This window comes from Micromonospora sp. NPDC049101, assembly GCF_040648675.1.
Taxonomy (GTDB): Bacteria; Actinomycetota; Actinomycetes; order Mycobacteriales; family Micromonosporaceae; genus Micromonospora.
In genome coordinates, this window is record NZ_JBEZED010000030.1 from 23,271 (window position 1) to 43,187 (window position 19,917).

13 protein-coding genes and 1 pseudogene are annotated in these 19,917 nt (G+C 72.7%); 8 read left to right on the forward strand and 6 right to left on the reverse strand.

What is annotated here, in order from left to right; translation table 11 throughout:
- Window positions 1-15: 15 nt before the first annotated feature.
- From AB0B57_RS30540 to AB0B57_RS30550, 3 genes are all read right to left on the reverse strand, one after another.
- Window positions 16-1,353, reverse strand: a complete 1,338-nt coding sequence (locus AB0B57_RS30540; protein ID WP_357077532.1) for an oligosaccharide flippase family protein — start codon at window positions 1,351-1,353, stop codon at window positions 16-18.
- Window positions 1,354-1,587: 234 nt separating this feature from the next.
- Window positions 1,588-3,462, reverse strand: a complete 1,875-nt coding sequence (locus AB0B57_RS30545) for a polysaccharide biosynthesis protein (RefSeq protein WP_357077535.1) — start codon at window positions 3,460-3,462, stop codon at window positions 1,588-1,590.
- Window positions 3,463-3,666: 204 nt separating this feature from the next.
- Entirely contained in the window at window positions 3,667-4,815 is a 1,149-nt protein-coding gene (locus AB0B57_RS30550) for an aminotransferase class I/II-fold pyridoxal phosphate-dependent enzyme (protein ID WP_357077538.1), read from the reverse strand.
- Between the two features lie 503 nt (window positions 4,816-5,318).
- Here AB0B57_RS30550 and AB0B57_RS30555 point away from each other — a divergent pair.
- Window positions 5,319-6,017: an acyltransferase gene (locus AB0B57_RS30555; RefSeq protein ID WP_357077541.1), complete on the forward strand. Its 699-nt coding sequence runs from the start codon at window positions 5,319-5,321 to the stop codon at window positions 6,015-6,017.
- Between the two features lie 23 nt (window positions 6,018-6,040).
- On the opposite strand, the pseudogene AB0B57_RS30560 reads toward AB0B57_RS30555, so the two are convergent.
- A pseudogene (locus AB0B57_RS30560) lies at window positions 6,041-7,099 on the reverse strand (glycosyltransferase); the annotation flags it as partial.
- Between the two features lie 235 nt (window positions 7,100-7,334).
- Between AB0B57_RS30560 and AB0B57_RS30565 the strand changes: the two are divergent.
- Together AB0B57_RS30565 and AB0B57_RS30570 are read left to right on the forward strand one after the other, a co-directional pair.
- On the forward strand, window positions 7,335-8,411 hold the full coding sequence (locus AB0B57_RS30565) for a glycosyltransferase (RefSeq protein WP_357077544.1): 1,077 nt from the start codon (window positions 7,335-7,337) through the stop codon (window positions 8,409-8,411).
- Between the two features lie 2 nt (window positions 8,412-8,413).
- Window positions 8,414-9,793, forward strand: coding sequence for a glycosyltransferase (locus tag AB0B57_RS30570; RefSeq protein ID WP_357077547.1), 1,380 nt, complete (start codon window positions 8,414-8,416; stop codon window positions 9,791-9,793).
- On the opposite strand, the gene AB0B57_RS30575 is transcribed toward AB0B57_RS30570, so the two are convergent.
- Complete coding sequence (locus AB0B57_RS30575; protein WP_357077550.1) at window positions 9,709-10,944, reverse strand: glycosyltransferase family 4 protein; 1,236 nt, start codon at window positions 10,942-10,944, stop codon at window positions 9,709-9,711. The two genes, AB0B57_RS30570 and AB0B57_RS30575, sit on opposite strands and share 85 nt — an antisense overlap.
- A gap of 211 nt (window positions 10,945-11,155) precedes the next feature.
- Here AB0B57_RS30575 and AB0B57_RS30580 point away from each other — a divergent pair, with 211 nt between their 5' ends.
- Window positions 11,156-12,100, forward strand: a complete 945-nt coding sequence (locus AB0B57_RS30580; protein WP_357077553.1) for an NAD-dependent epimerase/dehydratase family protein — start codon at window positions 11,156-11,158, stop codon at window positions 12,098-12,100.
- Between the two features lie 8 nt (window positions 12,101-12,108).
- Window positions 12,109-13,515 (forward strand): oligosaccharide flippase family protein, encoded by a 1,407-nt coding sequence (locus AB0B57_RS30585; protein WP_357077556.1) that lies wholly within the window; start codon window positions 12,109-12,111, stop codon window positions 13,513-13,515.
- Between the two features lie 1,208 nt (window positions 13,516-14,723).
- Here AB0B57_RS30585 and AB0B57_RS30590 read toward each other — a convergent pair.
- Window positions 14,724-16,130: an O-antigen ligase family protein gene (locus AB0B57_RS30590; protein ID WP_357077560.1), complete on the reverse strand. Its 1,407-nt coding sequence runs from the start codon at window positions 16,128-16,130 to the stop codon at window positions 14,724-14,726.
- A 481-nt stretch (window positions 16,131-16,611) separates the two neighbouring features.
- Between AB0B57_RS30590 and AB0B57_RS30595 the strand changes: the two genes are divergently transcribed.
- From AB0B57_RS30595 to wecB, 3 genes are read left to right on the forward strand one after another with little or no spacing between them, the layout of a single operon-like run.
- Entirely contained in the window at window positions 16,612-17,652 is a 1,041-nt protein-coding gene (locus tag AB0B57_RS30595) for a polysaccharide biosynthesis protein (protein ID WP_357077563.1), read from the forward strand.
- Complete coding sequence (locus AB0B57_RS30600) at window positions 17,646-18,770, forward strand: NAD-dependent epimerase/dehydratase family protein (protein ID WP_357077566.1); 1,125 nt, start codon at window positions 17,646-17,648, stop codon at window positions 18,768-18,770. Before AB0B57_RS30595 ends, AB0B57_RS30600 begins: the two co-directional genes overlap by 7 nt.
- A gap of 22 nt (window positions 18,771-18,792) precedes the next feature.
- Complete coding sequence (gene wecB, locus AB0B57_RS30605; protein WP_357077569.1) at window positions 18,793-19,917, forward strand: UDP-N-acetylglucosamine 2-epimerase (non-hydrolyzing); 1,125 nt, start codon at window positions 18,793-18,795, stop codon at window positions 19,915-19,917.

Consider the following 19,917-nt stretch of genomic DNA (forward strand, 5'->3'; position numbering starts at 1 on the left):
GTGTATCCGCCTCTCTCAGGTGGTCCGTATTCGCAGTGCCCGCCGGTAGCCGTAGAGGGCCGCCGGGACGACCGTCACGGTGTAGATGACGACGGCGACGAACGGTGTCGCGGCCACCCCCCACCAGTGCAGGCCGAGCAGTTTTCCGACAATGGACAGTGGTAGGTAGAGGAGATAGCCGCACAGTTGCGGGCGGACGATTCCGGCCGCGTTCTGCACCATGAACCGCGGCGAGATCGCGGCCAGCACGACCCACCAGCAGGCGAGGCCCAGCAGGAGGGACCGGTTGCCTATCGAGATCGGCAACCAGGCCGCGAAGAACTGCTCGCCGTACGCCACCAGGAAGATCGACGGCAGCACGGCGATGAGTGTCGACACCATCGTCATCCGCCGCACGGTTCGGCGTATCCAGGCCAGGTCACCGCGTGCCAGGGCCTCACCGTGCAGCGGCCACAGTGGCTGGTTGACGAGCGTCACCAGTGCGCCGAGCTGGTTGAACAGTCTGGCCGGCACCGCGTACGCAGTGACGCTGGCGAGACCCAGCACGTGCGCGATGAGCAACGGGTCGGCGTTGTCCGCCAGCACCATTATCAGCGTGACCAGGAAGAAGAGGCCGCCCAGGCCGAACAGCTCCCGGACCCCCCGACCGTCGACGAGTCTCAGGCGGGGCGCCAGGTGCGGCAGCCGCCAGCCGAAGGTCCACACGGTGTTGACGATGTTCACCAGTAACGGGGCGATGGCGATGCTGGCGATGACCGCTATCGGCGGCAGGTTCGCGTACACCGCGCCGAGTGCGAGGGGTAGCGAGAGCGCGCTCGACGTCGCCTGCCAGACATTGCTGGCCGCCACCTGCTGATACGCGTACTGGACGCGGGCGACGAGCGACAGGGGAATATTGAGCAGGAACGCGGTCAGGCACACCAGGGCGACGAGGTGGGCGTCCCGCGCCGCCGTGCCTGTCGCGTTGAAGAGCAACGGCCACGGGACGAACCCACCGACCAGCCACAGCAGGCCACACGTCGGGAGCGCCACCCCGCAGACCGCGGCGTAGGCGCTGGAGACGTACCGCCGGGCGGTGTCCGAGTCGCCGTCCACCCGGCACGGCGCGAGTCTGGTCATCAGCCCGAGGCCGACGCCCAGGTCCGCGAAGGCGACCATCCCGGTGACGGCGAGCACCGCGGCCCAGAGCCCGTACAGGTCGGTGCCCAGATACGACAGGGTCACGGGAAGCAGGACGAGTGGGACGAGAGCGCTGACCGCCCGACTCAGCGCCGCGGTGGCGATCCAGGACAGCAGCCGGCGACCACGGCGCGGGGCCGGGGGAGCGGGGTCGACCGGCGCGGGTGGTTCCATCGTCTGGACGGCCCGCCGCGGCCTGGGCGATGCGGCGGCGTGCAGCGGCTCGTACCGCTGAGGCCTGCCGTGCCGGGTCCGCATCTGTCGGTCCTATCGATCGGCGGCGAACGCCGGAGGGACGCGCCTGGCGACGCGGTCGCCGCGACGCGGCCTCGCGTTGGGGTTCCTCACGGTCATAACTGTCGGTGCGGGGGTTTGGGTGTGGTCGTCGGTCACCGCCCGCCGCGCCGGTCACCGCGACTGCAGGGGTACGCCCACCGGACCGCCCACCGTCGGGTCGATCGGTTGGGCGCAGAGCAGCGCCAGGTGTTCGGTGAGCTTCACCGCGTCGTCGTACGGGTCGAGCCCGCTCACCTCCATCGGGTCGAGCGCCGGCACGGCCACGTGGGACACCAACGGGTGGAACGGCCGGGTGTCCACCTCACCGGTGCCGAACAGGTTCTCGTGCAGCTTCTCCCCGGGACGAAGGCCGGTGTAGACGATCGGCATCGTGCTGGACGCCTGCTCGGCCATCTGCCGGGCCAGGTCGGCGATGCGGACCGGCTCGCCCATGTCCAGCACCAACGCCTCCCCGTCCCGGCCGATCTCGGCGGCCTGGAGCACCAGGTGGACGGCCTCCTGGATGGTCATCAGGTAACGGGTGACGTCCGGATGGGTGACGGTCAGCGGCCTGCTGTCCTCGATCTGCCGCTGGAACGCCGTCACCACCGACCCGCGGCTGCTGAGCACGTTGCCGAACCGGACGCTGAGGAAGGTCCCCGGGAACCGGGACGCGGCGTGCGCGGTCAGGCGCTCGGTGATCCGCTTGGAGTACCCGAGCACGCTTATCGGGTTGGCCGCCTTGTCGGTGGAGATGTTGACGAACTTGGTCACGTCCCGGCAGGCGTCCAGCACCGACAGCGTGCCCCAGACGTTCGTCTTGACCGCCTCGCCGGGGTGGCGCTGCAACAGGGTCAGGTGCTTGAGTGCCGCCGCGTGCAAGATGATCTCCGGGCGGCGTTCCCGGATGATCCGCCGAAGGCCCTCGTCGTCGCGCAGGTCGGCGAGGATCAGCTCGGGGCCATCCAGCAGGGCCCGCCCGGCGAGCGACATCTGTAGACCGTGCAGGGCCGACTCGTCCCGGTCCAGCATCATCAGCTCGCCCGGGTCGGCCTTCATCACCTGACGGCAGAGTTCCGAGCCGATCGACCCGCCGGCACCGGTGACCAGGACCCGTCGTCCGGTCAGGCTGTTCGTACTCAGCGGCAGGTCACCGACCACCTGGCGGCGGCCGAGCAGATCGCCGATCTGCACGTCCCGCACGTCGGTGACGGTGATCCGGTGGTCGACCAGGTCCCGCACGGGCGGCAGCACCTTGAACAACGCGCCGGTGGCGAGCGTGGCCTCGCGGATCTGGCGGATCAGCGCCGCGTCGGCGTTGGCCACCGAGAAGATGATCGCCTTCGCGCCGGTACGCCGCACCGCGGTCTCGACGTCCTGCCGCCCGCCGAGCACGCGCACCTCCCGGATGCGCAGGTCGCGCTTGTCCGGATCGTCGTCGAGGGCGCCCACCGGCAGGTACCGGCCGCGCGGGTCGCCCAGCATCGCCCGCAGCAGCTCCTGACCGGCGTTGCCCATCCCGAACAGCAGGACCGGTGTGGAGGACCGGACGTCGGGACGCATGGAGAGGTCGCGGCGGTGCCGGTACGCGAACCGGGCGCCGAGCATCAGCAGCAGGGCGAGGGCGCCGCCGACCAGCGGGGTGCTCGCCGGCACCGGTCGGTCACCGGAGGACAGCAGGCCGAGCAGCACGATGGCCGCCGTCAGGATGGTGGTGCCGGCGACGCCCTGGACCTCCTGGAGGCTGCCCAGCGGGTGCCGTCCGGAGTAGAGCCGGCGGACCGCCGCCACCGCCACGTGCACGACCGCCGCGAGCACACCGATCGCCGCGGCCCGACCCAGTTGGCCCGCCGGGAGATCGAACTCGAACCGGGTCCACACGGCCGCGGCGAAGCCGCTGACCCAGGCGGTGGTGTCGGTTGCGAGGAAACCCGCGGTACGGCGGCGGGCCCTGGCCCGCCGAGTCGTTCGGTCCGCGCGCTCCGTGTGCTCAGTCTCCTGCGGCATGTGCTGGCTCCCTGAACCGTCTTCGACCGCTTCCGCCGCGTACGACAGAAGGGACTAAAATCCCTTTGTCCTTGTTACAGGCAGTTTCGTATTTTGTGGGCGTTTTCCGGCAGATGGCGGGAAGTCGTGCCCGTCCCGGTGAAGATCAGCGCGCCGGTACGCCCCGCGACGCCACCTGAACGGCCATCTCCCGCACCCCGGTCGTCACACCGTGCAGGCTCCTGTCCGGAGGCTCAGGAACTCCTCGATCGCGACGGACACCCGGGCGATCTGGGCCTCGGTGAGTGCGCTTCCGCTGGGCAGCGTGAGCCCGTTGGCGAAGAGTCGCTCCGCCGCGCCGGTGAGCAGGCTCTCCGCACCGGCGTGCATGGGCTGGAGATGCATCGGTTTCCACACCGGCCGGGTCTCGATGTCCCGCTCGGCCAGGTGGGCCGCCAGGTCGTCCACCCCCCAGCCGCACCGCTGCGGTTCGACGGTGATGACGGTGAGCCAACAGTTGGACTCGGTGTCCTCCGCGCCGAGCAGCCGGACGCCCGGCACCGGGGCGAAGAGCTTGGCGTAGTGGTCGCGCAGGTGGCGGCGTCGGGCGATCATCGCGTCCAGCCGGAGCAACTGGGCTCGGCCGAGTGCCGCGAGGAGGTTGCTGAGCCGGTAGTTGTAACCCGTCTCGCGGTGCTCGTAGTGCCGCGCCGGCTCGCGGGCCTGTGTCGCGAGGTGACGGGCCCGGCCGAGGAGAGCGGTGTCGTCGGACACCAGCATCCCACCGCCGGAGGTGGTCATGATCTTGTTGCCGTTGAAGGAGAGCACGCCGACGCGCCCGAAGGAACCGGCGGGCCGCCCCCCGTGGCCGGCGCCGAGGGCCTCCGCGGCGTCCTCCACCAGGGGAACGTCGGCGTCGGCGCAGACCGGGAGCAGGGCGTGGTAGTCGGCGCAGCTGCCGAACATGTCCACCGGGACGACCGCGCCGGCCCGCTCGCCGCGTGCGCGCAGCCGTCGCAGCACCTCGTCGACGAGGGCGACGTCCACGTTGCCGGTCCGGGGGTCGCAGTCGACGAAGACCGGCCGCGCCCCGATGTAGCGGGCCGCGTTCGCGGTGGCGACGAAGGTGAGCGTGGGCACGATGACCACGTCGCCGGGTCCGACCCCGACACCGAGCAGCGACAGGTGCAGGGCGGCGGTCCCGGAGTTGACGGCCACGGCTCCGGCGGTGCCGACCCGGGCGGCGACGTCCTGCTCGAAGGCGTCCAGGTCCGGGCCGACCGGTGCGACCCAGCCCGAGCGCAGGGCGGCGATCAGGTACGACTCCTCCAGCGGCCCGATGTCGGGTGGCGACAGATAAACGGTGCCGCTCACGGGGCACCGCCGGTCACGAGAACACCGGGTATCGGCACGATCCCACCTCCAACGGCGTCGGGGACAACGCCGGGCGAGCGTCCCATCGGGGCAAAAACCGGATGACGACCCTGATTGGTGACACACAACCCGCATTCCCCCGATCAACCCCAAAACCCGCAGTCGGACACGGCCAGCTCGGCGGCCTTCTGGCCGGCGGTGGCCCACGGCACGAGCCGTGAGCGTCGCGACGGCCGGTCGGGCGAGGCCAAAACTGGCCGGTCGGGCGAGGGGAGGGGCGGCCCCTTCGGTCGGGGGTTCGTGCCGCTGCTCAGGTCACCAGAGATGCGCACGACGTCACGATTCTGGTCATCTCGGACGCTCGGCGCGTACGGGAACTTCGAGCGCTTTACACCTATTGTGGAGGTTATCATCGGCCCCTGGACCGACCTGGACGATCGGCGGAGATGCGGGGGCGACATGCGTACGGTGCCCGAGCGGGCCGGCGTCGGGACGGCCATCTGATGCGCGTCCGCCTAGACCAACCTGGAACACTGCTCGGCCCGGTGCTCGGGTCACTCGACCGTCTCCTGTGCGCGGGGGCGCGGGTCCGTCGGGCGATCCGGGGTCTTGCCCTCGTCGGCCGGTTCGCCGCCCGGGGAGACAACTTCACGTTCGATCCGGACGGCGTCTACACGTGCGAGTCGATCGAGGTCGGCCACAATGTTGATCTCGGGTACCGGCCGATCCTGATGGCGGCCCGGAGTCGGATCCGCATCGGTGACAACGTGATGTTCGGCCCCGAGGTGACGATCCGGGGTGGCAACCACCGCATCGAGCAGGTCGGCGTACCGATGATCGCGGTCGACAAGGAGGCCGGCGACGACACCCACGATCGGGGCGTCACCATCGGCGACGACGTGTGGGTGGGTACCCGGGCGGTGATCCTGCACGGGGTGACGATCGGCCGGGGCGCGGTGATCGGCGCCGGCGCGGTGGTCACCCGGTCGGTGCCGCCGTACGCGGTGACCGCCGGCAACCCGGCCCGGGTGATCCGCCTGCGGTGGCCGGTGGAGACCATCCGGGCCCACGAGCGGCAGCTCTACCCGGCCGACCGGCGGCTGACCGCCGCCGAGCTGGCCGGCCTCGCCGAGCTGCCGGTGCCCGAGCCGCGCCCGACTCCCGTGACGAAGTCGCTGACCACCGGCGTCCAGCCGCGATAGTCGAAACAGTCGGCCCGCTCCCGGGCCGCGCGGCTCATCGCCCGCCAGGCCGCGTCGTCGAGACGCAGCGCCCGCGCGATGCCGCGCCGGACATCCTCGGCTGCCGAGCCGTCGAGCAGGATGCCCTCCCGGCCGTCCACGAGGTAGCGCCGCAGATCGCTGGTGAGGTTGAGCAGCACCGGGCAACCGGCGGCCAGGCTCTCCGGCACCTTGGAGGGGAAGCCCGCCTGCGCGTACCCGGCCCGCGGGCGGACCAGCACGGAGAAGTGCGCCCGGCGCAACTCGGCGAGCACCCGCTCGCGGGGCACCCAGCCGAGGAAGCTCACCTGGTCGTCGAGGTCGATCGGCCCGGCCTCCCCGAGGTCGGAGAGGCTGCTGGCCTGCTCCCGGCTGATCCCGGCGATCACCAGGTGCACCCTGGCCCGATCGGCGGGCGGGAGCAGACGGATGCCCTCCAGCACCACGGCCAACTGGTCCTTCACGCCTGCCGACCCGGCGTAGAGCAGTCGGAGGCCGTCGCCGAGCGAGGCCGGTGCGGGATTGGCGTAGTCGGCGCGGTCGACCTGGGGCGGCACCACCAGGGTCCGCCGGCCCTGGCGCACGAAGTGCCGCTCCAGCAGCTCGGAGATGACGATGACCTGGTCGGCGAGTCGTCCGGCCCAGAAGGACGCCCAGCGGTGCCGGAGGAAGTACGGCGTCAGCCAGCCCCGGGGAAACTGCGCCCGGTCGTGCTGCTCCAGCACGTCCACCGTCACCGGGCACCGCACCGCCACCCGCAGCACCGCCCAGGTCGCCAGGTCCCACAACCCGAGCGGCAGGTGTACGCCGGCCAACTCGCCCGGACGGACGCCCGCGCGGCGCAGCGCGGCCAGCACCCGCAGCGGCCGGAGGCGCCGGTGCGACAGGCGGCCCAGCACCCCGCCGCCCAGGCGGCGTCGGGGCAGCGTGATCAGGCGGACGCCGGGGGGTAGGTCCACCGTGCTCGGTGGGCGCGACCCGTCGTCGGGCCAGTCGTTGACCACCAGGGTCACGCCCCCCGGCGGGGTGGCCGACCGGGCCAGTTGCAAAAGCCGGTTGGACATCGCGTCACCATGCGGAAACCGGTACGCGGCCAGCGCCAGCACCGTTGGCGTCGCGGTGGGCCGCAGGGCGGAGATCAGGTCCGGGCTGGTGGTGGGCTCGCCCACGGTCTACCCCTCGGGGAAATTAGGTGATTCGTGCCATTATGACTGCTTAGTCTAGACGGCCGTCGGAATGAGGAGACATGCAGCGTGCAGCCGTGCGCGACACCCGGCGGGCGTCGGCCGGAGCCCCGCGGTGAGCCGACCGGTGGTGGTGCAGCACTCGGCGGGCACCGCCGGTGCCAACGGCCCGCTGACCGCCGTGCGGCGGGTGCTCGCCTCGCCCCTGGCCGACCGGTACGAGTTCGTCCGGATGCACCAACACGCCGGCAACGGCAGCCTGAACGTGCCGCTGCTGCGGGAGTGGGTGCGGCTGCTGCGACAAGTCCGCCCGGATCTGGTGCACGTGCGGGGCCTGCAGAACGAGGGCTTCCACGGCGTCCTCGCCGCCCGCCTCGCCGGCTGCCCGCGGATCCTGGTCACCGTGCACGGCACCGTCCGTGACCTGCGCCAACCCGGTCGCGCCTGGCGGCGCCGACTGCTCGTGCACGGTGCCGAGCCCGCGACGCTGCGGCTGGCCACCCACGTCGGCACCGTCTGCGCGTACGCCGCCGGCCGGGACTTCCTGTCCGACCTGGGCGGGAAGTTCGTCGGGGTGGTCCCCAACGGGGTGCCGCTGCCGGCCCGTCCACACGCCGAGCGGGACCGGGTCCGCGCCGAGCTGGGCCTGCGCCCCGACGACGTGGCGATGATCGCGGTGTCCCGGCTGACCTGGGAGAAGGGTTACGCAGTCCTCGCCGACGCGGCGCGCCGACTGCCGCCGTCGGCGACCCGCCGGGTGTTGCTGGTCGCCGGCGACGGGCTCGACCGGGACGGGATCGCCGCCGCGCTGGCCGAGGCCGGCCACGTCGAGGTACGCCTGCTCGGCAACCGTCTCGACGTACCGGACCTGCTCGCCGCGGCGGACCTCTTCGTCTTCCCGACCCTGCACGAGAACCTCTCCAACGCACTGCTGGAGGCGATGGCGTACGGGCTGCCGGTGGTCGCGTCGGCGGTGGGTGGCAACGTCGAGGTGCTGCGCTCCGGCGGCGGCCGGCTGGTGCCGGCCGGCGACCCGGACGCCCTGGCCGCGGCGTTGACGCCGCTGCTCGACGACCCCGCCGAGCGGCGTCACGTGGGGGAGTTGGGTCGCAAGGTGGTGGCCGAGGACTACAGCCTCGACGTCATGCTCGGTCGCCTCGACCGGGTCTACCAGCAGATCCTCGGGGAGTGACGGTGGCGCGGCCCCGCAGCCCACGAGTCACCCTGCTGGGCTTCACGGTCCCGGACGACCTGCTCGCCGAGATCATCGCCCGGGACACCATCATGCCCACCCAGACGCACACCTTCGCCTGGAGCCTGGTGCGCAGCCTGCGGGCCGCCGACTGTCCGGTGCACCTGCTCTCCGCGGCGCCGGTGTCCACCTGGCCCGGCAACGGGCAGATCCGGTTCCGGGCGGGGCGGTTCCGGCAGGACGACGTGGACGGTCAGCTGCTGGCGTTCGTGAACCTGCTCGGCCTCAAGCACCTCACCCGGTTCGTGGCCGCCTGGCGCACCGGCGCTCGGGCGCTGCGCGAGCGGGACGCCGACGTGCTGCTGGTGCACGGCGTGCACTCGCCGTTCCTCTGGTTCGGTGTGCTGCGGGCCCGCCGTCGGGGCGTCCGGGTGGTGCCGGTGCTCACCGACCCGCCGGGTGTCGCGCTGCCCACCGACGGCCGGCTGGTCCGGCTGCTGCGCGGGCTCGACGTAGCCTTGGTCCGGGCCGCCCTGGCCCGCTGCTCGGGGGTGATCGCGCTGACCCCCGCGCTCGCCGAGGACTTCGCGCCCGGCCGGCCCCGGCTGGTGCTGGAGGGCATCTGGGCCGCCGACCCGCCGGACCTGCGCGAGGGCGCCCGGGTGGTGCCGCCGCCGGAGCTGCGCGAGGGCGCCCGGGTGGTGCCGCCGCCGGGCCCGCCCGTGCCGCGCGGTGCGACCAGGGACATCGTGTACGCGGGGGGCCTGAGCCGCGCCTACGGCGTGGACCGGCTGGTCGAGGCGTTCCGCGGGCTGGCCGGGGACGACCTGCGGCTGTGCGTGTACGGCCGGGGCGAGCTGGCGGGTTGGCTGCGTGACCAGGCCGCCGTGGACCGGCGCATCGTGCCCCCCGCGTTGCTGCCCCGGTCGGAGCTGTTGCCCCGGCTGGCCCGGGCGGCCGTGTTGGTGAACCCGCGCCCGGTGGACCAGGACTTTGTCCGCTGGTCCTTCCCGTCGAAGATCATCGAGTATCTCGCCGCCGGGGTGCCGGTGGTGAGCACCCGCCTGCCCGGCATTCCGGCGGCGTACGCGCCGTGGCTCTCCTTCGCCGAGCCGGACACCGCCGACGGGCTGCGGGCGGCCGTCGGCCGGGTGTTGGAGCTGCCGGCGGACGAGGCCCGTGCGCGCGGGGCGGGTGGGGCCCGCTTCGTGCGGGAGACGCGTAACCCGGCCGCGCAGGGTCGCCGCGTGCGTGACTTCCTCGCCGGCCTGGCCCGGCTGCCCGACCAGCGCGGCGCTCAGCCCCGACCGCTCGCGGCGGCCTTGCTGAGCAGGTCCTCGATCTGGTCGACGCCGACCCGCAACGACATCCGGTCCAGGTAGAGCTGGCGGCCTCGACGGCCCATCTCGATCCGCTGCTCGGCCGGCACCCGGGCGGCGGCGGCGAACTGGTCGGCCAACGCCCGCCAGTCGTCCGGCGGGCAGACCAGCCCGGCCCCGCCCGCGCTGACCAACCGGGCGGCGTCGCCGTCGGCCGACATCAACACCGGACTGCCACAGGCCAGCGCGGCCTGCAACTTCGACGGCACCGTCCCGCGCAACCACGGTAGGTCGCGCAGCATGACCAACTGGTAGTCGGCGGCGGCGTACAACTCGGCCATCTCGGCGGCCGGACGGCGACCGACGAACCGCACGTTCGCCGCGCCCAACTCGTCGGCGAGACGCCGGGCCTGTTCCGCGCCCAGCCCGGTGCCGACGAAGACCAGGTCCACCGCGTCCGGTGCCGCCGCGGCGGCTCGGATGGCGACGTCGACGCCCTGCAACAAACCCAGGTTGCCGGCGAACATCACGGTGGTCCGCCCCCGGTGCCCGATCGTCTCCCGGGCCGAGTCGGTGCCGGGCACCGGCCGGAACAGCGCCTCGTCGGTCCAGTTGAACACGGTACGCACCGCGCCCGGGTCGACGCCCCGCTCGACCACCTGTTCGGCCATGGCCGGCGCGATCACCGCGATGCCGGCGCAGGCGCGGTAGATCCGGCGCATCGTGGCGGTCAGGACCCGGTCCATCGCCCGCCCCGCCAGCCCCGGTGGGGCCATCCCGGACGCCGTCACCGACTCCGGCCACAGATCCTGCACGTGCAGCACCGCCGGAACGCCGCGCAGCATCCGCAGCAGACCGGCGGCGGCGTACGCGGTGGGCGGCGGATGGTAGACGTAGAGCGCGTCGACGCCGCGTAGGTGGCGCGGGGCGGCCAGGGTGCTGGTGGTGGCGAAGGAGAGATAGCTCGCCGCCCGGCGCAGGCCGGAACGGTCGTGACTCGGGTACGCGGGCACCCGCCGAACGGCCACCCCGCGATCGGTGGCCCGGTGGTTCCAGCGCTGCTGCCAACCCGGGTAGGTGCGCCCGAGGGGCAGGCTCGGGAACGTGGTCAGCACCCGCACCTCGTGGCCGCGGCGGGCCAACTCCGTGGCCAGTTGGCCCGGCACGAAGGCGCTCTCCGGCGGGTACCACTGACTGATCAGTCCGATTCGCATGTGCCCGGCACTCCCGTCGACGTCAACTCGCCCACCAGGGCAGACAACTGACGGAGGGGAACGGAGGACACGCGGGGCGGCGCCCGTTTCGCGTGACTTGCGAGAAGAGCGCTCGTTGTCACACTAGTGGCCGCCGGCGACCGCTGCCACGCGCCCACCGGGCGGACACCGCAGCGCCGGCCGCCCGGGGCCGAGCCGAACGGGGGACGCGTTGAAGGTAGTCGTGACCGGTGGTGCCGGGTTCATCGGCGCCAACCTGGTACGGGCCCTCGACGAGGCACCCCAGGTGACCGAGGTCGTGGTCGTCGACGACCTCTCCACCGGCCGGTTGGACAACCTGGACGGTCAGCCCGTCCGGCTGCACCGGGGCACCGTGCTCGACCCGGACCTGCTGGACGAGACGTTCGCCGGCGCGGCCAGCGTGGTGCACCTGGGTGCGCTCGGCTCCGTGCCGCGCTCCATCGAGCGGCCGCTGCCCAGCCACCACGCCAACGCCACCGGGACGCTGATGGTGCTGGAGGCCGCTCGCCGGCACCACGTCCAGCAGGTGATCCTCTCGTCCTCGTCGTCGGTCTACGGTGCGAACCCGGTGCTGCCCCGCCAGGAGGGGCTGCGCCCCATCCCGGTCTCCCCGTACGCGGTCTCCAAGCTGGCCGCCGAGGCGTACGCGGTGGCCTACGCCGCCTGCTACGACCTGGGCGTGCTGCCGTTCCGCTTCTTCAACGTCTACGGCCCACGCCAGGCGGCACACCACCCGTACGCGGCGGTGCTGCCCCGCTTCGTCACCGCCGCGCTCGCCGGTGAGCCGCTGCGCGTGCACGGTGACGGTCGGCAGACCCGCGACTTCACCTTCGTCGGCAGCGTCACCTCGGTGATCGTCGACGCGATCGTCCGTCGGGTGTCCACCACCGACGTGGTGAACCTGGCGTTCGGCGCGCGGATCTCCCTGCTCGACCTGGTCGCCGAGCTGGAGGACGTGCTGGGCCGGCCGCTGCCCGTGGTGCACGAGGCGCCGCGTGCGGGCGACGTGCGGGACTCGCAGGCCGACTGCACCCGCCTGCGGGAGCTGTTCCCCGGTCTGCGGCCGGTGCCACTGCGCACCGGCCTGGAGCGCACCGTGTCCTGGATGGCCGATCACGTGCTCGCGAGCCAGTAGGGGCGTCGATGTCGTCCGGGGTCGTCGAGCGGACCCGGCGCGCCCGCCCACCGGGCGCGCACCGTCGCCGCCCCGACCGTGGTCGCCGGCTCGTCTCCGGGGTCGCGACCGCGCTGCTCAGTCGGCTGGCGGGGCTCGTCGTGCCGATCGTGCTGGTGCCTGTCACGTTGCCCTACTTCGGCAACGACCTGTACGGCCTGTGGATGGCGGTGGCCGCGCTGGCCGGCATGGCGGCCTTCGCCGACCTGGGGCTGGGCAGCGGGCTCATGACGAAACTCGCCCCCTGCTACGCGCACGGCGACACCGTCCAGGCCCGGCGCTACATCTCCAGCGCGTACCTGACCCTGTCGGGGCTCGCGCTCACCCTCACCGGCCTGCTCTGGATCTTCGCCGGTGCCGTGCCCTGGTCGGCGCTGTTCAACGTGACAGGTCAGGTCAGCCCGGAGCAGACCCGGATGATCGCGTTGATCTGTCTCACCGCGTTCGCGCTCAACGTGCCGCTCAGCCTGATCGCCCGCGTCCAGTACGCCTACCAGCAGGTCGGCCGGAGCAACGTCTGGCAGACCGCGGGCAGTCTGGCCGCGCTCGGCGCGGTGCTCGGCGTGGTCTGGGCCGACTGGTCGCCGCTGCTGGTGGTCGCCCTGTCGGTCACCGCGCCGTTGCTTGTCAACCTGCTCAACACGCTCTGGTTCTTCGGCCGGCAGGAGCCGGGGATTCGGCCCACGCCGAGGGCCGTGCAGGCCCACGCCGCCGTGGAACTGACCCGGCTCAGCGGGCTGTTCTTCCTGCTGACCGTGGTCATTTCGTTCGCCACCAACGCCGACACGCTGATCATCGCGCACGCGCTCGGTCTGTCCGCCGTCGCCGGCTACGTGGTGCCCGCCAAGCTGCTGTCCCAACTCGGTCAGCTCGTCGTCCTGGTCAACGTGCCGCTCTGGCCGGCCAACGGCGAGGCGTTGGCCCAGGGCCAGGTGGACTGGGTACGCCGGACCACCCGCCGGATGACAGTGGTGTCCGTGCTCGCCGCCGGCCTGCCGGCCGCCGTACTCGTCGCCTTCGGTGAGTGGCTCTTCGCGGCCTGGCTGCCGGTGCCGATGGGCGGCGACCGGTGGCTGCTGGCCGGGTTGGGCGTCTGGTGGCTGCTGCAGTCGGCGCTCTCGCCCCGGTTCATGGTGCAGAACGCCGGTGGCGTCCTCGTCCCGCAGTTGGTCGGCTGGGGGGCGTTCCTGGTGGTGTCGGTGCTCGGCAAGTGGTACGCCGCCGACCGGATCGCCGTCGCCGCCGTGCCCTGGGTCGGCGCGGCCGGTTACGCGCTGACCGTCGTGCCGGCGGCGCTGTACGGATATCGCCGGACGCTGCGGCTGCACCGCGGCCCGGTCACCGAGCAGAGATTGGTGCAGGACAGTGCGCGCTGACGAGTATCCCCGCGTGCTGGTGGTGAGCGCGGCCGTGTTCGACCGCTCCACCGGCACCGGCATCACCCTGTCGAACCTGTTCACCGGCTGGCCGGGGGACCGCCTCGCCCAGCTCTACGCCGAGGACCGCGCCCCGGGCCCGGACGCCGTGGGCACGTTCGCCCGGTTCGCGCCGCGCAACGCGCCGGTGGAGTACCACCTGTTCCGGCAGTGGGAACGCGTCCGCGGACCCGTCCGGGCCCTGGTGAAGGGCTCGGCCGGCCCCGGCAGCGCGGCCGGCTCAGCCGGCTCGGGCAGCGCGGCCGGTCCGGCGCGGGATCCGGGGCCCGGCCCGGTGCGTGCCCGGCTGCGCACCCAACTGCGCGCCTTCGTCGACCTCAGCCCGGTCCGGATCCCCGACGACGTCCGCCGGTGGCTGCGCGCGCAGCGGCCGGACGTCATCTACACGACGCTGGGCAGCATCCGGATGATGCGCCTCGCCGTCGCCGCCGCGCAGGAGTGCCGGGTGCCCCTGGTGCCGCACTTCATGGACGACTGGCCCACCACCCTCTACACCGACGGTCAGGTGCTGGGGCTGCCCCGCCTCGCCGTCCGTGCCGGCTTCCGTGACGTCCTGCGGCACTCCTCGTACGGAATGGGGATCAGCGTGGCGATGGCCCGGGAGTTCGAACGCCGCTACCGGTTGCCCTTCGCCGCCTTCGGCAACTGCGTGGACGCCGCGGACTTCGCCGATCCCGACAGGTGTGCGCCGGAGAGCCCGGCCGGGGCCCCGGTCGAGTTGGTCTACGTGGGTGGGCTGCACCTGGACCGGTGGCGGTCGCTGCGCCGGGTCGGCGAGGCCGTCGCCCGGCTGGTGGCCCAGGGCACGCCGGCCCGGTTGACCGTGCACGCCCCGGCGACCGACCTCGCGCGGTACGCGGGCGCGTTCACCGGGCTGCCCACGGTGCACCTGGGCCGCTCGTTGACCAGCGACGAGGTCGCCGGTGTGCTGCGCCGGTCCGGCGTGTTGGTGCACGTCGAGTCGTTCGCCGCCGAGCACCGCCGCTACACCCGCTACTCGCTGTCCACCAAGATCCCGCAGTACCTGGCGTCCGGCCGTCCCGTTTTCGGGTTCGGCCCGGCCGAACTGGCCTCGATGGCGCACCTGGCGGCGGCCGACGCCGGCCCGGTCGTCGGCAGCGACGACCCCGGGGCCCTCGTCGACGCGCTCACCCCGCTCTGCGTCGACGCCGGGCTTCGGGCTCGGCTCGGCCGGCGTGGCCTGGCGTACGCGGTGCGGCACCACCGTACGGATCAGGTGGCGGCCCGCTTCGCCGAGGTGCTGCGGGAGGCGGGCGGGCGGCCGAGTGCCGCGGTGCCACGGGCGGACGCGGCGGCCCCCAGATTCCCGGCAGCACGGTGACCAGCGCCAGGACCAACCAGAAGGCGAGCGACGTCTCCCACTGGCCGGTCAGCCAGATCGGCAACATGACACCGGTGAACGCGCAGGCCAGCAGCAGCCCGGCCCGACCGGTGCGGGCCGCGGTGACGAGCGCCGCGGCCAGCGCGCCGAAGTAGAGCAGCACACCGACCAGCCCCAGGTCGTTGCCGACCGTGAGCAGCAGGTTGTGCGGCCCGATGTCGAACGGGTTGGTGCTGATGAACACCCCCGCGCCGGATCCGTTCAGTGGTGACTCCGACCAGGTGGACAGCGCGTACGGCCAGATCGAGAGGCGTCCGGAGATGTCGCCGGTGGGTCGCCCGTACAGCGCGTCGAGCCAGAGCAGCTCGGCCTTCGGTGTCAGCCCGAACGGCACCAGGACGACGAGCGCGGTGGCGAGCCCAGCGACGGTGATCCCGGTCAGTCGGGGCGCCACGCGGGTGGCCAGCGCGGCGACCAGACCGAACACGATGCCGATCGCCGCACCGCGCGAGCCGGTGAGCAGCACGCCGTACCCGAGCGGCACGGCCAGGGCCAGCGGCGCGAGGCGCAGCACCGGCCGATGCGCGCCGGCGGCGGCGAGCACCAGGGCCAGCACCACCCCGGCGGCCAGGGTGTACGCCGTGCCGTTCACCTCCCTGCCGTCGATGCCGTAGCGCTCGGCGAAGAGCAGCACCTGCCCCTGGGACCGGGCGCCGGTGACCACCTCGACGGCGACCACCACGCAGCCGAGCAGGAAGGTCCAGCCGACCAGCAGCAGGTCCCGTCGTCCCCGTACGACGTGCCGGCAGGCCACGAAGAGCACGCAGACCGAGATGTACCGGTAGGCGGCGGGCCCGGTGAGGTCGGGGTGGCTCGTCCAGAGCAGGCTGGCGGCGGCCCAACCGGCGGTGAGCAGCGCGACGGTGTCGACCGACCGCAGCCGGGGCAGCCGGCCGGTCAGCACGACGGCCACCACGGCGAGGATCGCGACGTAGTTGAACGACCACCACGGTGGCCGGGCCACCAGGTAGGCGGCCACGCAGAGGACCAGCACGGCGGGCAGGCTGCCGCTGGGCGCGACCGGCGCGGGCCCGGGGCGCGCGGCGGGTCGCCGTTCGACGGGTGTCAGTGGGGCGGGCGCCAACCGGGTGCCGCCGGCGTGGTGGTGCCGCAGAGCGTGGGTCGGACCGTGCCGCGGTGGCGCGTCGGTCACCGCGTGCGCCCCGCGTCGGCCCGGACCGGCCCGCGTCGCGGCGTCCGGGCGTTCCGGCGCGGCGCGGCGACCACGGCCGACCCGCGACGAGCCGGGCCGGACGAGTGACCGCGCGGCATGGGAGTCCCTTCGGGGGGTCGGTCCGGTGATCGCTCGTGTCCTGACTGGCCCGAGAGTGGTCCGCCGGCACCGGCCGTAGCCCGGCGCGGGGGCACCGAACCGTTTCTACCAGGTACGACAGTACGAAGTAGCCAAATCATGGCATAGACCGACATGTTTTCTGAGTGCCCTATGGCTCGTTTGGCCCGTTTGCGGCTCACACACGTATCTGCTGCTGGGGCCCCTCGTTGACCCGGGTGCCGCATCCGGCGGGGCTTCCGCCTGACCGCCGGAGACCGGTGCCCCCGCCACGGCGCGCAGCGCTGTGCCGCGCCGGGTCGACGGGTGAGAACCGCCCGTCGGGTGACGAACGGGAGAACCGATGAGCGTGATGACCGCGGGCCGCCGGGTGCTGATCACCGGCGGGACCGGATCCTTTGGACAGACCATGGCCCGACGACTGCTCGACCGGGACGTCGCCGAGGTGCGGATCCTCAGCCGGGACGAGGCCAAGCAGGACGCCATGCGGCGATCCATCGGTGACGGGCGGGTGCGCTACCACGTCGGCGACGTCCGGGACATCGACACGGTGGTGCGGGCCACGCGGGGCGTCGACTTCGTCTTCCACGCGGCGGCGCTCAAGCAGGTGCCGTCCTGCGAGTTCTTCCCCCTGGAGGCGGTACGCACCAACATCCTCGGCAGCGGCAACGTGGTCGAGGCCGCCGCGCAGAACGGCGTCAGCTCGGTCGTCGTGCTCAGCACCGACAAGGCCGTCTACCCGGTGAACGCGATGGGCATGAGCAAGGCGCTGATGGAGAAGGTCGCCCAGGCGTACGCCCGCAACAACCCGAACAGCGCCACCACCGTGTCCTGTGTCCGGTACGGCAACGTGATGTACTCGCGTGGCTCGGTGATCCCGCTCTTCATCGAGCAGATCAAGGCGGGCCGCGCGCCCACCGTCACCGACCCGGCCATGACCCGCTTCCTGATGTCGCTGGCCGACTCGGTCGACCTGGTCGAGCATGCCTTCCACCACGCCCGCCCCGGCGACGTGTTCATCCGCAAGGCGGCCGCCTGCACGATCAGCGATCTCGCCGAGGCGGTCTGCCAGCTCTTCGACGTGCCGTTCAAGCTGGACATCATCGGCGTACGGCACAGCGAGAAGTCGCACGAGACCCTGGCGAGCCGGGAGGAGTTGGCGCAGGCCGACGACTTCGGCGACTTCTACCGGGTGCCGTTGGACGCGCGGGACCTCAACTACGCGCTCTACGTCTCCGAGGGCGAGCTGGGCGAACGGCCCGGGGAGGACTTCAACTCGGCGAACGCCACCCGGCTCGGCGTACCCGATGTGGTGCGGCTGCTGAGGTCGCTGCCGGAGATCCGGGCGGAGCTGGCGCTGCGGGACCCGGTGCTGGCGTGCTGAGCCTCGCCGTCACCGGCGCCGGCGGTTTCCTCGGCTGGCACCTGCGGGTCCTGCTGCGCGCGCTCGGCTGGCCCGAGCCGACCGTGTTGACCCGCACCGACCTGGTCGACCCGGCGGTGGTCGCCCGCAAGATCGCGGGAACGGACCGGGTGCTGCACCTGGCCGGGGTCAACCGGGGTGAGCCCGCCGAGGTGGCCGCCGGCAACGTCCAGCTCGCCGCCCAGCTCGCCAACGGCCTGCGGGCCTGCCCGGACCCGCCCGACCGGGTGGTCTTCGCCAACTCCACCCAGGCCGGCAACGGCACCCCCTACGGCGACGCCAAGGCCACCGCCGCCGGCATCCTCGCCGAGACCGGTGTGCCCCTGGACGACGTGCTGCTGCCCAACCTGTACGGCGAGCACGGCCGACCCTGGTACAACTCGGCCGTCGCCACGTTCTGCCGGGTCCTCGCCGACGGCCATCAGCCGGAGGTGCACGCCGACCGACAGTTGGACCTGGTGCACGTCACCGACGCTGCCGCCCGGCTGGCCGGCGTCACCGCGGGCGGCTCCTGGGACCCGGCCATGCCGGCGCTGCGGATCGGGGTCCGTGAGGTCGCCGCCCAGCTCACCTCGTACGCCGACACCTACCGCACCGGCGAGATCCCGCCGCTGCGCGACCGGCACGACGTACGGCTGTTCAACACCTACCGGTCGCACTGCTTCCCGGCGCACTACCCGCTGGCCCTGCCCACCCGGGCCGACGCCCGGGGCGCACTCGTCGAGACGGTCAAGGCGCACGGCGGAGCGGGGCAGACCTTCTGCTCCACCACCCGAGCGGGGATCACCCGGGGCGAGCACTTCCACCTGGCCAAGGTGGAGCGGTTCGTGGTGCTGCGCGGCACCGCCGAGATCAGCCTGCGCCGGGTCGGCGACACCGACGTTCTCCGGTTCCCGGTCAGCGGCGAGCAACCCGTGGTCATCGACATGCCGACCATGTGGGCGCACAACATCACCAACACCGGCCCGGACGAGCTGCTCACCCTCTTCTGGACCAACGAGCTGTTCGACCCGGAACGGCCCGACACGTGGCCGGAGCCGGTCGGTGACGAGCACCGGGTGCCGGCGGGCGTCCGGTGACTGACCTGCGGAGGGAGACCACATGACCCGCGTGATGACAGTCGTCGGCACCCGTCCCGAGATCATCCGACTGTCCCGGGTGCTCAGCCGGCTGGACGAGACCGTCGACCACGTGCTGGTGCACACCGGGCAGAACTGGGACAGCACCCTCTCCGACGTGTTCTTCAAGGAGCTGCGGCTGCGCGAACCGGACCGGTTCCTGCGCGTCGACACCGCGTCGTTGGGCCGGGTGCTCGGCGGAGTGCTGGTCGGCATGGAGGCGGCGATCACCGAGCTGCGGCCCGACGCGCTGCTCGTGCTCGGCGACACCAACAGCTGCATCGCGGCCCTGATGGCCCGTCGGATGCGGGTGCCGGTCTACCACATGGAGGCCGGCAACCGCTGCTTCGACCTCAACGTGCCGGAGGAGACGAACCGGCGACTCGTCGACCACGTGGCCGACTTCAACCTGGTCTACACCGAACACGCCCGGCGCAACCTGCTCGCCGAGGGCCTGCACCCGCGCCGGATCCTGCACACCGGCTCGCCGATGCGGGAGGTGCTGGAGCACTACCGGGCACCGATCGCCAGCTCCACCATCCTCAGCCAACTGGAGCTGGAACGCGGCAGGTACTTCCTGGTCAGCGCGCACCGGGAGGAGAACGTGGACCGGCCCGACCGGCTGCGGCGGCTGCTGGACTGCCTGGTCGCGGTCCGCGACCGATGGGGCTACCCGGTGCTGGTCTCCACCCACCCGCGCACCCGCAAACGGCTGGAGGCACTCGCCCCGGACGCCAGCGCGCTGGACGGCATCGCCTTCCACGATCCGTTCGGTCTGCTCGACTACGTGCACCTGCAGACCAAGGCGTTCTGCACCCTGTCCGACAGCGGGACGATCAGTGAGGAGGCCGCCATCCTCGGCTTCCCCGCGGTCACCCTGCGCGAGTCCATCGAACGTCCCGAGGCGCTCGACGCCGGCGGGATCATCATGACCGGTCTCGACCCGCAGGGCGTGGTCGAGGCGGTCGAGGTGACGGTGGCGCAGGTCGCCGCGCAGGGCGTGCCCTGCCCGGTCGACTACCAGGTGCCGGACACCTCCCGGCGGGTTGTCGACTTCATCCTCTCCACCGTGCGTCGGCACCACGACTGGGCCGGCATCCGGCACTGA

Coding starts and splice junctions, on each gene's coding strand:
- AB0B57_RS30540 (WP_357077532.1), bottom strand. CDS start 1,353: ATGGAACCACCCGCGCCGGTCGACCCCGCTCCCCCGGCCCCGCGCCGT.
- AB0B57_RS30545 (WP_357077535.1), bottom strand. CDS start 3,462: ATGCCGCAGGAGACTGAGCACACGGAGCGCGCGGACCGAACGACTCGG.
- AB0B57_RS30555 (WP_357077541.1), top strand. CDS start 5,319: ATGCGCGTCCGCCTAGACCAACCTGGAACACTGCTCGGCCCGGTGCTC.
- AB0B57_RS30575 (WP_357077550.1), bottom strand. CDS start 10,944: ATGCGAATCGGACTGATCAGTCAGTGGTACCCGCCGGAGAGCGCCTTC.
- AB0B57_RS30585 (WP_357077556.1), top strand. CDS start 12,109: ATGTCGTCCGGGGTCGTCGAGCGGACCCGGCGCGCCCGCCCACCGGGC.
- AB0B57_RS30595 (WP_357077563.1), top strand. CDS start 16,612: ATGAGCGTGATGACCGCGGGCCGCCGGGTGCTGATCACCGGCGGGACC.
- wecB (WP_357077569.1), top strand. CDS start 18,793: ATGACCCGCGTGATGACAGTCGTCGGCACCCGTCCCGAGATCATCCGA.